Consider the following 11,921-nt stretch of genomic DNA (forward strand, 5'->3'; position numbering starts at 1 on the left):
ATTTAAGCGTGAAAATCCTGTAACAAAAACATGGGGATTGTATAAAAATTAACACCTGCCAGCTGGCAACCGACTTACTTCAGCGTAAATGTAAAAGTGGCTTTCAATGCGATATTGTCCTTAAAATCAGGAAGTGAATACGCCCCGTAACGGTAATAGGCGCCAATACCGAAACCGGCGTTGGCAATCCCGAAATAATCAGCTTTCAGCAGACTGTCGAGCTGCAGGCCCGATTCGAAAAACCAATTTCTTTTGATCCGGTAGTCGGTGTTGTGCACATAAGGGCGCGATATATCGCCCCACCCCGCATTGGTGTGCAGCGAAATTCCGGGCTGGAATTGTCCGGCCTTAAAAAGCAGGCCTGAGAAATGGTGTGACAGGAATATATTCACATAGCGGTCGGAAAGGAACTCATACGGGCGCATGGTCTGGAACGTGTTCTTCATGATCACCGGCACCTCGCGGTCATAACTGCCCTCGCCGGTAAACATCAGGCCATACGGCAGCGGTGTGTCTACATAGCCGCCCTGGAGGGTATAAGATGTCGTTCCGAAATTTTTGGTATAAAAAGACTGGTCGACCTGCGCCTCAAACCGGTTGTATGACAACTCGCCATCGAGCACTTGCTTCAGTCCCCGGGTATAGGACACATTCAATACCGGGAAATCGGTGCCGCTGCTCGTACGCTGACCGAACATTGTCGACAGCCTTTCCCTGAATGCAAACCGCATGTTGACGTTCAGGCTGGTATTGTGGTAATCCGTTACCGGAACCAGTGGGGTCGGGAAGAAGGCATAAGGATATTTCAGGGTCACGGCCTCGGTCGCCATGGAAAACTTCCATTTGAACCAGCGGAAACTGCGGAATTCCACCCAGAAATTCTCACCGTCTTTCATGTCAAAGCGCGATGCGATGTATTTGCGATAGCCAAACAGGGACTTCCGCGACAGGTCGGCGCCGAAAATACCCGTTTCCGCAAGATCATGGTAATATTGCGCCCCAATCCGGAACTCATGATTCCGGGACAGCGTATAAATGAACTCACCCCCGTATTTAGATTCCTCATCGTTCAGCCCGTAGCCATAAAATGCGCCTACGGTAAAGTTCCGGAACAGCTTGTCATTTGTGTATATGCCGGTGCCCAGCCGCAGTCCCTCATACTTATTATATGTAAAGGTCCTGTTCAGGTCGATATCAATCGGACCGATGGGCAGCCTGCCTTCAATGAAGCGTGCGATACCGGCCACGATGCGGTCCATGTTGTGCTCCCTGCCTACGCTGTCGAGCAGGCGGTAGGTCTTCAGGTCGACGCTGTTGATTTTCTCCTTCCGGAACTGGTCCCAGAACAACGAATCCTTACGTGTCGCGTCGGCAGCGATCCGCACGGATTCGATCCCGAAATCCCTCCGGCGCAATGCCGGATTGATCTGTACGCTGTCGATGTAGCTTTTGCCGTCCATGACCATGTACATCTGCTTCGCAGGATAGTCGTTAAAGACGAGTGCGAAATTCATTTTCTCGGGGAACCATTGTCCGCCCGTAAACTGATACTGCTGGCGGATGCGCAGCTCGACTTTTTTCTTTTCCGCCGGGGAGGCCACGACATTCTGTACCGCATAGCCGTTGCTGTTGATGAAAAGCTGCCCTTTCAGCGCATCAAAATTCTTACCCTTTCGCGGGGCAAACGATATCACGTAAACGGTGTCCCTAAGCGACGCGCGCGTTTCTTCAAGACGGAACTGGTACTTGTCGAGGCTGCCGTTGGCAATCGGGTTCAGGTAGTGCTTGTCGAGCATCCTGATGTCATCCTCATAAAATGAGAACGGCTGGAAATCGGTCATCACGGCCGCAAACGCCGGATTCTGGAAACCCGATACCCGTGTAGCCGTTACGGTCTCCTCGCTGAGGTCGGGTTTGAGGAACTTCCGTTTGGTGATCGATTCCATCATAAAGGCGTGTTTCGACATATCGACCTTCGTGTGCGCCGAGTCGGTATGGCGCACATTGAGCATCATCTTATTGTAGCAGTTGTACGTAAACGACCCGAGGCTGTTGGGGTTGTTCTTTTTCTTATTCGCGATGACCTTCCTGATGATCGCGTGTGCGGGGTTCACATAATTCACGGTGACCTCCTCAAGCGCATTCTCGGCCGGCTCGAGCGATATTTTCAGCGCAAGCTTAGGGTCGCGCGATACGGCCACTTTTTTGGACTTGTACCCGATATAACTCACGGTGATGTGCGTGATTTCGTTCGCCGATTCCAGCGTAAACTGCCCGTTGAGGTCTGAGCCCGTGGTGCTGCCGTTGTCGGCTTTGATGCTCGCGAAGGCAAGTGGGGATTGGGTGGTGGCGTCGATAACGGTCCCGGAGATGGTATGCTGCGCGAAAAGCTTACTGCACAGGAAGATGCAGAGGAGAACGTATTTCATGTTTTGGGTTTTGGTGGGGTAAAAATAGGGGAAATGGTTGTGAAGGAGGTGTTAAAAATGATGCGAGGTATTAACTCTGCAGTCAGTACAAGTAGGGTTTAACTACTTTCATTTTAAATTTATACATTTACGAAAAAACATCATGCACAAAATATCATTTAATGAGTGGAAAAATTCGATGTCTTTTATGATTGACGATGAATTTGATAATAATTTTTTAAAGAGTATAGAAAATCTAACAACGTTCATTAACAATAATTGCAGTCAATTCTCAGAACATAATTTATTGTCTAATTTCTTGACTCAAAATCTTGAAGGAGTCGTTCCATTAACAAGGTTAAGGTGTCTGATTTCGTTAATTGGTCTGTCGGAAGAAAGGCTCAAAAGAGTAGTTTCTTTGATAAGAGTAAAGTTTCTTAATCAGGAGTTTAACACAGAATGGAGCACAAAGCAGATATCTAATTTAATTATCAAAGATGATATGTTTCGAAATCTTTTGGTAGATTTTTTTATAAACGGGCGAAATTCAATAGTAGGTGAGGAGATCCCGCTATATTATCTACAAAATTTTAAATTACTTAGCATTGATTTCATTAATGATCTTAGTAATTTTAATTATGTTGAACGGATACTAAATGATGGAGAAATTCAAGATAAATATTCAAATAGAGTTGGTACACATATTGAAACGCTAATTAAAAATAAGATAGACAGTTATAATTCAGTAACTGGTAGAAATGTTTCCTATGAAGTGATGAAAGAATTTCCTCTATTAAACAAAAATATAGATTTTTTGATCCCATCACTCAATGAACCAAAAATTTTAATTGAAGCATCATATAATATAACTACGGGAAGCGGTCAATCAAAAAGGGCTGATCAATTAGTCGATATATATTCAGCATTGATGAAACATAATGCAAATCATAGGCAAAACCAAATTATAATGGTTAATTACTGCGATGGATTTGGATGGGTAGGAAGACAAAATGACCTACATCGAATATATGGTGCAAGTGATTATGTAATAAATCAGAAAACGCTCGATTTATTAGATGGAATTTTAGACGCTTATATCTAATTTAGTATTTCGTGTTTTGAAAGCGTCCCGACACCTTCATCGAAATTGGCTGCAAAATTATCCGCCATTTTAGAAGCAACAAACTCTACAACAGGAACTGCTACAGTATTTCCTAATAGATCAAACGCCTCATTTTCTTTAGTTGGAATTTCATACCATTCAGGATAGCCGAATAATCTTAATCCTTCTCTAATTGTTAATCTTCGTAGCCCATTTCCATCAGGCACAGCTAGCCTTGACACATCGGTTGCTACCAATGTTGGAGCAATATCATCAGGATTAAGTATTTTATTTATTTCAAAACTTAGCTTTCCCGTTACTATATTATATCCTTTGGGCTTACTAGTATCGTATTCTCTATATGTTTTGATACCATTGTCGGTTTGTTCCTTAACTAATTTTTTCGGGTGTTCAAACTTTAAATAACCCTTTCGTGTCAAATCTTCAAGCATTTCATGTAATTCACTTTCGGGACATTCAAAAAACGTTTTTATCTGCTGCAATGTTAGTGTCATTCCGTCCATCCAATCAATCCCTATTTGTTCTGCCCATTGTTTCTTTCTTCGCTCTTTGAATAATTTGTCAAGCAAGAACGACTGCTTTTCGGAAACCTCACCCTTTAAACCTATATCCCAACTATGGATATTATTGTCACCACCTCTTTTGTCCTTTATTGACTTTCCATATAAATCCTTTATTTCAAAGTGCGCTAAAATTTTTGTTACAAAATCTGATTCTATGGTCTTGAGTCCTTTCTCTAAAATATCCTTAAGCACTGAAAATTTAGGTTCATTCCCTTTCAAATCAACTTTACCCGATTTTGTCCCAACTATAAAAATTCTCTTTCTTGATTGTGCTAATCCAAATTCTAAAGAATCAAAAACGCTCCAAGAAACATGATATCCCAAATCGTTTTCTAGCTTAAAAAGTATCGTTGATAAAGTTCGGCCTATGTCATCTGTCTTATTCTCTAAATCATGTTTTACGAGACCTTCCACGTTCTCTAATATAAACCCATATGGTTTTTTCTCACTTAAAATCCTTTCGATTTCAAAAAATAAAGTCCCTCTAGTGTCCATAAATCCTCTCCGCTTCCCTCCGGAGCTGAAAGGCTGGCAAGGGAATCCTCCTAAGAGGAAGTCAAAATCGGGTATGAACTCATCTCTAATTTTGAAAATATCACCCACAAAGAAATCGTGCCTAAAGTTTTTATTAAGAGTTTTAACCGCGTGAGGCTTTATTTCAGAGGTCATTACACATTCTGTTTCAAACCCAATTTTGTTAAAAGCGGCCTCAAAGCCCAGCCGAATCCCTCCAAGTCCAGCGAACAGATCGATAAACCGTATTTTCTTTCTATTTTCCATCACGTATTCTTTTATATTCAACATTTGGCTCGGCAACACTCAATGAGTTATTCTCGTATTGCTCAATTTCGATTTTGTTACATCTTATAACGAAGAGGCATTGCAAAAAAAAGGATGCGCTAAAACTTCCACGGCTGATTTTACTATCGATTCCCGCTTTGGTCTCATCTACCCCAATCTCTTTTAGCATTAATGCTAAATCAGCATTGGATATACCCCTTTTAATCAACTCTGATTTGAGTAAACGTTTCGCTTTGTCTCCCCAATTAATCATTTTGCTACAAAATATTTATTGCAATTTTATACAATAATTATCATATATGCAAATAAATGTATGAAAATGAAAACACGTGTTATCAAGACGACATTTGCAATTTCAAATGAACTTAAATATAATTAGTGTAAGGCTAAACAAAAGGTAAACTAATTATAAAAATTTCAGCCTTCAATGTAGCCCATTGGATATTATTTTGCGTAACTTAAATCATCAAATATGCTTTTAAACTGTGTTTTATGGATAAGTCTTCAAAGGATAAAAGAAGCAAGATCATGCGCGCCATCAAAAGCAAGGACACCAAATCCGAAGTGTTACTTGCAAAAGCCCTATGGAAGCGCGGCCACCGCTATCGCAAACACAACAAATCCATTTTCGGAACACCCGACCTTTCTTTTAAGAAATACAAGATTGCCATATTTGTAGACAGTGAATTCTTCCATGGGAAACATTGGGATATCGTTGAAAAGCGCCCAAAGGCCAATGCGGAATTTTGGCAGAAAAAGATTGAGCGGAACATGCAGCGCGACGATGAAGTCAATGTATTCCTAATCCAATCCGGCTGGACCGTCCTCCGTTTTTGGAGTGACGATATCAGGAAAAATCTTTATACCACCGTCCGAACGATTGAAAAGCACATTGCAGAAATCCACGATAGGATTTATTTTGAGTGACGCCCCACTTCTGCACCACCCAAATCCGCAAAGACCTCCCCACCGTCATCACCACCATCGAACACCACCTCCAATCGAAAATCCCAACCTAACCCGATTTTCGCATCGCATTAGCTTATTGCATACTGTTTGAACCGGATATACCCGCATGTATACCGCATAATGCGGCATCCAACCCGCTTTATGTGGTATCCAACCCACATTATGTTTCCCCTGAAACGCATTTTTTAGCCGGTAAAATCTCCATCACAGGAAATAGTATATCTTACAGCACAATATACAACTGTAAACCCAGCACTGATACCAAATAAATTAGCATCAATGCTGAATAATTCAGCATTGATGCTAATTTAATCAGTATAGATGCTAATTTAATCAGTATAGATACTCATTTATTCAGCATAGAAGCTTATATATTGCGTATTGATGCTCATCTAATCAGTATAGAAGCTTATTTAATCAGCATTGACACTGATTTATCCAGCACCTATGCTGATTAAAACAGCATTGATACTGAAATAACCTGGTATAGATTCCAACCGGCATGACCGCCCGAAATACCGCCTCGTCAACTGTTTAACGTAGTCTGGTCAAAACCGATTCCTGTAGTGAACCGCCTGATGACTGTGCCATAGCAACTCCACTATAACCATCTTAATCTGTGCTGGCGTACCAGCACCACTCAGGTCGGCACGCAAAACACAGCGGCAATTACCTGCTGTAAATCAAAACGATATCCCATTGATGACCATTTTGATGACCATGATTTTTATGGTATCGTATACGCGATGACTAGTTTTGGGTACGATCAACCAAACGAAAATCTCATGGCAAATACATTACGTTTTTTATGCTGTTTCTTTTTCCTGTCACAGGCCTATGCCCAAAACATCCGCTACGTCACCCCTACCGGCAGCGGTACAATGGACGGCTCCTCTTGGAGTAACGCGGGTAACGATCTGCAGTTGATGATGGACACACTGCCGTCCGGCGGCGAAGTCTGGGTGAAGGCAGGCAATTACGTACCGACACGCAATGCGGAAACCGGCGCCTACCTGCCCGGCAACCGGCACGATGCGTTTGTTTTGCGCAACAATGTGACGCTGTATGGCGGCTTCAACGGTACCGAAACGACCCTCGCCGAGCGCGATCCTTACAATCCCGCCAATGAAACTGTGCTCGACGGGGACCTGGACCATGACGATACGCCATTCACGAACGGCTTCAACGTCACGGGCAATGCATTCCACGTCGTGGTGGCTGCGGGGCTGACACAGGCCGGGATGGACGGATTCACCATTGCCCGGGGATATGCCATAAGTGATGGCGGGATATCCGTCTCAGGCTACGCAATCTACGGCACGAACGGTGGGGGTCTCTACGCCCGCAGCAGTACGGTCAACTTAAGAAACATCCGGTTTACAACGAACACATGCGTCGTATTGGGCGGCGCGATATACGGGATAACGTCGACAATCGATGCCCTGAACTGTACCTTCGACCGTAATTTTGCCGATGATATAGGATTCGCAGCCGCCATCGCGATAGAGAATTACGGTTCGTCGGTGCCCGGCGGGGCGTTTACGAATTGCGTTTTTACGCGCAACAGTTCCAACTCTTATGGGACATGTCGAATGCAAATACCGATGCCGCAGTGTATTAAATTATAAAAAAACCTCAAAATACTGAAAGACAAGCCTTGCGGATTGTGTTTTCTTTGTAAAACAAATTGCAAGATTATGAGAACACAGCCAGATCACCGCTCGCCTTACATGACCATCACTGATGGCATGCTGCACATTGGGCTGCAGCAAAAATCACTGTTCCTGCCCCTGGCATCCATCAGTAAAATGGACATACGCAAGCGCAAACCGTCACATTTTCCCACCTTTATGGGAATCATGATGTATGCCGAGGACCGCACTTACAAACTACGCATCAATACCACCGACGGGCAGCGCATCCGCATTAGGTTGCGTCCGCAGGATTGCTGGCATTTTACTGCGGCGGTACGTTATGTACGCGACAGCAACCGGCCGGCACAGGCGTCTTAGCACATCCACATCTCTATATATACACCCCGAAAACCGTCCGCATGGGCGGTTTTCTTTTTGAAAACCTGGCAGGGACGAAAGCGAAATCCTGTAAACTTGTCTTTGAATTGCGTAATGCGCGAGGGCGCGTCGTGCGCGTCCTTTGCATTCAATCAAAAGACCATAATATGCATAACATGATCCTACAATTTGCAGCGCCGTTCCGCATTGAAGACGATATATTGAACCTTTTTGACAAGGGTACCATGCATACCTTTTATTTATCCCAGATCTCGCAGATGTTCCTGGTGAGGCGCAACAAACTTCCCGCCTCGGGGGTTTTTGGAAAATTCCTGCACCGCTACCTGACGCCCAGGTACAAATTGCACATCATTACCACGGATGGGTCGAAAACCGTTGTCCCGGTCAGCCAGGAGGACAGGCAGGTATTCATCACGCTGATTTCAAGATTCCGCAACCTGCGCTTAGCGTAGCGGTAATTTCGGTTTGTAGGGTCAACTTGGGTCAATGACCAATAATTTGTACTTTTAACTGAAACTTATACGATGAGAAAAATTCTTCCCTTACTGGCATTGCTGATTACAACAGCGGTTAATGCCCAGGCCGATAAAACGGCTGAAATCAGTAGAGTGCTGGACCAATGGCATCAGGATGCCGCGGCAGCCAACTTCGACAATTATTTTTCGGCATTGTCAAAAGATGCCATGTTTATCGGGACCGATCCCGGCGAAAACTGGACGAAAGACGCGTTCATCAGCTTTGCGAAACCGTTCTTCGATAAAGGTAAAGCATGGGACTTCAAACCCTTGGAGCGCCACATCTACCTCAGCGACGATGGCAATATCGCCTGGTTCGACGAGCTGCTTGATACCTGGATGAAGATTTGCCGCGGTTCGGGCGTACTCAGGAAACAAAACGGAGAGTGGAAAATCGCGCATTACGTGCTTTCGATGACCGTCCCTAATGACAATACCAACGAGGTAATCAAGGCAAAAGCCGCCTATGAGGAACGGTATATCGAAAAATTGAAAGAAATCGGAAAGCCGCAGGAAAAAAACTGACCGCTGGATGGGATGACAACATTAGGCGATTTCTTATCACCCGTTGCTGTTTCAGCACCGGGTTTTTTATTGTTGTTTATTTATAACCGATATAAATTAACATGATTTTGGATATTGAAAAATCCAACCTCTTTTTTACTGCGTACATTAGTAAAGACCAAAATAACCAGATTATGACTACACGAAGGAAAATCAAGATAGCAGCCTTGTCATTGTTAGGGACGTTGCTGCTTTTGTTTATTGTGCTCGTCGCCCATATCGCGACGGCCAGACCACTGAAACTTGATGTGCCTAACATACAGGTTAGCCGCATTGACTTCAGCGAGCCGCTCGACGAGGCAAAGAAAAAGGAGGTTTGCAGCAACCTGCGCACCATCAAAGGCATCACCAGTGACAGTATTATCGTAAAGAACAATGTGGTCGTCTATTTCCACGACAACCGATACACGAATTCCCAAAAAGTTTTCGACCAATTGATTTCCAAAGGACATTATAATGCCAAAATGTTTACGGTACCCCGTGAACTCGCATCGAAACCGGTATGTCCTGCCATGGATCCGGGTAGCTTCAAATACAAGTTTGCCCTGGCCGTACAAAGCGTATTTAATTAACCTTAATATAAATTCTTATGACAAAGTTTGCCAAAGGCGCCTTATTGTCGATGTTTTTCATCGCAGGCGCAACATTGGTTTCGTGCAGCGATTCCGATGAAAAAGAAGACACAACCTCTATCTACGCCAGGCTCGGCGGAACCACTATGGTGGCCGATCCGGATAACGCGGGACAAATGATTGAGAAAGGACGTTTGAGCTACAGGAAAGTAGTCAACTCTACCGTAGGCCTTATCGTAGCCGATGTACAGGCAGGTGCCGAGGGTAACCTTTCCGCGCACTTCGCACCGCTGCTTGCAGAGGTAGGGGCCGGAAATACAACTAACCTGGCTATCCTTACAGACAACCTTACTGATTTCTTCTCGTTCAACACCGGAGGAACCAATGCGGTGAACACGTACAATGGTCTGGATATGGCCTCAGCACACAACCCTGCGGTAAATCCAAGGATGGGTGTTAAAGCGACCAATGCCAACTACGACAAGTTCGAAGGTTATGTAGGTGCAGCGGCACAGGCTAACGGCGTGGCGGCAAATACCCAACTTTACAGTGATGTGGTTGCCGTACTGGAGTCATTGCGTTCGCCTATCGTACAGCAATAAATTTGAATTGGTTATAACGAAAAATCGTCCCGATAACACCGGGACGATTTTTTATTTTAAGTCTGCTGCAAGATGTTCCAGCATGTCTTTTGTCATTGATGCCAGGTCGAATTGATGGCTCCAGCCCCAGTCTTCCCGTGCGCGGCTGTCATCGATGCTTGCGGGCCAGCTGTCGGCAATCTTCTGCCTGAAATCAGGCGCATAAGTGATCTCAAAACCGGGAACGTGTTTCCTGATCTCATCGGCCACTTCCTCCGGCGCAAAACTCATTGCCGCCAGGTTGTAGGACGAATGGATCTTAATCTGTTCCGCAGGCGCTTTCATGATACTCACGGTGGCGTTGATCGCGTCATCCATATACATCATCGGCATGCGCGTCCCTTCTTTCAGGAAGCACTCATATTTTTTGTCGGACAGCGCTTTGTGGTAAATGTCGACGGCGTAATCAGTCGTGCCGCCGCCCGGAGGTGTCGACCAGCTGATCAGCCCGGGATAGCGGATGCTGCGCACATCCACACCGTAAATATTGTGGTAGTACTCGCACCACCGTTCGCCCGCCTGTTTGCTGACGCCATAAACCGTTGACGGTTCCATGATCGTATACTGAGGCGTGTTTTCTTTCGGTGTCGTAGGTCCGAATACGGCGATGCTGGAGGGCCAGAATATTTTCCTGATCTTTTTGGCTTTGCCTAAATTGAGCACATGGAATAGCGAATTCATATTCAGGTCCCACGCAAATGCCGGGTTTTTTTCTGCAGTAGCGGACAGCAGCGCGGCCATAAGGTAGACCTCTTCGATATGGTGTTTTTCGACGAGGTGTTCGATTTGGTTGAAGTCCAGCGCATTGACGACTTCGAAGGGTCCGGAATTCACAACATCCGTATTGAGCTTGCGGATGTCCGAAGCGATGACATTGTCCGTTCCGTAAATGCTGCGGAGTTTCTGCGTGAGTTCGGTGCCTATTTGTCCACAGGCCCCGATGATAAGTATTTTTGGCATTAGCGTGTTGTTTATTTTACAAATATAGTCCGTTAGATCGGAAGTTCAAAAGAACGCTGGTTTATGATGGCGCAGGGGTTTTCGGCCTTCCGAACTTCCGAACTTTTGCGTAACTTTGCGCCTCAATCAGAAAGAATGAAAGTACATCCACTGCTCGCGTGCCTGTTCTCGCTGCTGCTGTTTTCCTGCCAGGACGACCAGGCGAAACGCACCGCGGAAATACAAAAAGACCTCAGGAAAAAGGAAGCGGTTTTCAACGTGATTGAACGGTCGTGGAATTTCAATGACCAGCCCGTCAATACGCAGACGCAGGATGTCGTCGGCAACTGGCAGGAATGGCGTCTGTTCCTGACGGCGTTGCGCCAGAAGCCTAAAAGTTCGATCGGCGCGTTTAAGAAAAAAGCACAGGAATTGTCAAAGCGTGTACTGGAGCTCAATAACAACCTCCCGATGAAATTCGCGCAGCCTGAAATCCGCAGCCGCATCGTAGCATTGACGACCAAGATACGGTCCCTCGACCTCTACATCAACCTTGATGACATTCCGGAGCAAAAAGTAGTGATGTGCATTTCTGACATCAACGCGACGCTGTTCTCACTCAAATTGCAAATGGAGGAAGTCGTTTCCCGCGACAACGTCCCGCTCGAGCGCGGCGAATCCGATATGATCCGGATGCTTGATACCACGCGCGCCATCCCCAATAATCCAATCAAATTAAAATAAAGCCCTTGAGCAAACAGGCCTTATTCAATAAGTACGACCATGATGTCAG

The 11,921-nt window shown here is 45.1% G+C and carries 13 protein-coding genes; 9 read left to right on the forward strand and 4 right to left on the reverse strand.

Annotated features, from left to right (window positions below):
- Positions 1-74: 74 nt before the first annotated feature.
- Positions 75-2,429, reverse strand: coding sequence for a DUF5686 and carboxypeptidase-like regulatory domain-containing protein (locus HYN48_RS04410; RefSeq protein ID WP_108369971.1), 2,355 nt, complete (start codon positions 2,427-2,429; stop codon positions 75-77).
- 187 nt (positions 2,430-2,616) lie between these two features.
- On the opposite strand from HYN48_RS04410, the gene HYN48_RS04415 reads away from it, so the two are divergent.
- Positions 2,617-3,510, forward strand: coding sequence for a DpnII family type II restriction endonuclease (locus tag HYN48_RS04415; protein ID WP_181248527.1), 894 nt, complete (start codon positions 2,617-2,619; stop codon positions 3,508-3,510).
- Here the strand turns inward: HYN48_RS04415 and dcm are convergent.
- Entirely contained in the window at positions 3,507-4,874 is a 1,368-nt protein-coding gene (gene dcm / locus HYN48_RS04420) for a DNA (cytosine-5-)-methyltransferase (protein ID WP_219909599.1), read from the reverse strand. The two genes, HYN48_RS04415 and dcm, sit on opposite strands and share 4 nt — an antisense overlap.
- Positions 4,864-5,148 carry a DUF6471 domain-containing protein gene (locus HYN48_RS15265; RefSeq protein ID WP_181248528.1) on the reverse strand — a complete coding sequence of 95 codons (285 nt, stop codon included), beginning with the start codon at positions 5,146-5,148 and terminating at the stop codon, positions 4,864-4,866. Before HYN48_RS15265 ends, dcm begins: the two co-directional genes overlap by 11 nt.
- 239 nt (positions 5,149-5,387) lie before the next feature.
- On the opposite strand from HYN48_RS15265, the gene HYN48_RS04430 reads away from it, so the two are divergent.
- From HYN48_RS04430 to HYN48_RS04460, 7 genes are all read left to right on the forward strand, one after another.
- The gene (locus HYN48_RS04430; RefSeq protein ID WP_108369974.1) at positions 5,388-5,822 is read left to right on the forward strand and encodes a very short patch repair endonuclease; all 435 of its coding nucleotides are present in this window, start codon (positions 5,388-5,390) and stop codon (positions 5,820-5,822) included.
- Between the two features lie 827 nt (positions 5,823-6,649).
- Complete coding sequence (locus HYN48_RS04435; protein ID WP_108369975.1) at positions 6,650-7,492, forward strand: hypothetical protein; 843 nt, start codon at positions 6,650-6,652, stop codon at positions 7,490-7,492.
- A gap of 69 nt (positions 7,493-7,561) precedes the next feature.
- Positions 7,562-7,876, forward strand: a complete 315-nt coding sequence (locus tag HYN48_RS04440; RefSeq protein WP_108369976.1) for a hypothetical protein — start codon at positions 7,562-7,564, stop codon at positions 7,874-7,876.
- A gap of 176 nt (positions 7,877-8,052) precedes the next feature.
- Entirely contained in the window at positions 8,053-8,349 is a 297-nt protein-coding gene (locus HYN48_RS04445; protein ID WP_146171718.1) for a hypothetical protein, read from the forward strand.
- Between the two features lie 72 nt (positions 8,350-8,421).
- Complete coding sequence (locus tag HYN48_RS04450) at positions 8,422-8,937, forward strand: nuclear transport factor 2 family protein (protein WP_108369978.1); 516 nt, start codon at positions 8,422-8,424, stop codon at positions 8,935-8,937.
- A 173-nt stretch (positions 8,938-9,110) separates the two neighbouring features.
- Positions 9,111-9,548, forward strand: coding sequence for a hypothetical protein (locus HYN48_RS04455; protein WP_108373372.1), 438 nt, complete (start codon positions 9,111-9,113; stop codon positions 9,546-9,548).
- Between the two features lie 17 nt (positions 9,549-9,565).
- Complete coding sequence (locus HYN48_RS04460) at positions 9,566-10,150, forward strand: globin family protein (RefSeq protein ID WP_108369979.1); 585 nt, start codon at positions 9,566-9,568, stop codon at positions 10,148-10,150.
- 51 nt (positions 10,151-10,201) lie between these two features.
- Here the strand turns inward: HYN48_RS04460 and HYN48_RS04465 are convergent, their stop codons facing one another.
- Entirely contained in the window at positions 10,202-11,149 is a 948-nt protein-coding gene (locus tag HYN48_RS04465; RefSeq protein WP_108369980.1) for an L-threonine 3-dehydrogenase, read from the reverse strand.
- Positions 11,150-11,284: 135 nt separating this feature from the next.
- Between HYN48_RS04465 and HYN48_RS04470 the strand changes: the two genes are divergently transcribed.
- Positions 11,285-11,872, forward strand: a complete 588-nt coding sequence (locus HYN48_RS04470) for a hypothetical protein (RefSeq protein ID WP_108369981.1) — start codon at positions 11,285-11,287, stop codon at positions 11,870-11,872.
- Positions 11,873-11,921 lie beyond the last annotated feature (49 nt).

This window comes from Flavobacterium magnum (assembly GCF_003055625.1).
Classification (GTDB): domain Bacteria; phylum Bacteroidota; class Bacteroidia; order Flavobacteriales; family Flavobacteriaceae; genus Flavobacterium; species Flavobacterium magnum.

What these genes read in the sequence shown, in the direction of transcription:
- HYN48_RS04440 (WP_108369976.1), top strand. Translation starts at nt 7,562, where the DNA reads ATGAGAACACAGCCAGATCACCGCTCGCCTTACATGACCATCACTGAT.
- HYN48_RS15265 (WP_181248528.1), bottom strand. Translation starts at nt 5,148, where the DNA reads ATGATTAATTGGGGAGACAAAGCGAAACGTTTACTCAAATCAGAGTTG.
- HYN48_RS04455 (WP_108373372.1), top strand. Translation starts at nt 9,111, where the DNA reads ATGACTACACGAAGGAAAATCAAGATAGCAGCCTTGTCATTGTTAGGG.
- HYN48_RS04445 (WP_146171718.1), top strand. Translation starts at nt 8,053, where the DNA reads ATGATCCTACAATTTGCAGCGCCGTTCCGCATTGAAGACGATATATTG.
- HYN48_RS04460 (WP_108369979.1), top strand. Translation starts at nt 9,566, where the DNA reads ATGACAAAGTTTGCCAAAGGCGCCTTATTGTCGATGTTTTTCATCGCA.
- HYN48_RS04430 (WP_108369974.1), top strand. Translation starts at nt 5,388, where the DNA reads ATGGATAAGTCTTCAAAGGATAAAAGAAGCAAGATCATGCGCGCCATC.
- HYN48_RS04465 (WP_108369980.1), bottom strand. Translation starts at nt 11,149, where the DNA reads ATGCCAAAAATACTTATCATCGGGGCCTGTGGACAAATAGGCACCGAA.
- dcm (WP_219909599.1), bottom strand. Translation starts at nt 4,874, where the DNA reads ATGGAAAATAGAAAGAAAATACGGTTTATCGATCTGTTCGCTGGACTT.
- HYN48_RS04435 (WP_108369975.1), top strand. Translation starts at nt 6,650, where the DNA reads ATGGCAAATACATTACGTTTTTTATGCTGTTTCTTTTTCCTGTCACAG.
- HYN48_RS04470 (WP_108369981.1), top strand. Translation starts at nt 11,285, where the DNA reads ATGAAAGTACATCCACTGCTCGCGTGCCTGTTCTCGCTGCTGCTGTTT.
- HYN48_RS04450 (WP_108369978.1), top strand. Translation starts at nt 8,422, where the DNA reads ATGAGAAAAATTCTTCCCTTACTGGCATTGCTGATTACAACAGCGGTT.
- HYN48_RS04410 (WP_108369971.1), bottom strand. Translation starts at nt 2,429, where the DNA reads ATGAAATACGTTCTCCTCTGCATCTTCCTGTGCAGTAAGCTTTTCGCG.
- HYN48_RS04415 (WP_181248527.1), top strand. Translation starts at nt 2,617, where the DNA reads ATGATTGACGATGAATTTGATAATAATTTTTTAAAGAGTATAGAAAAT.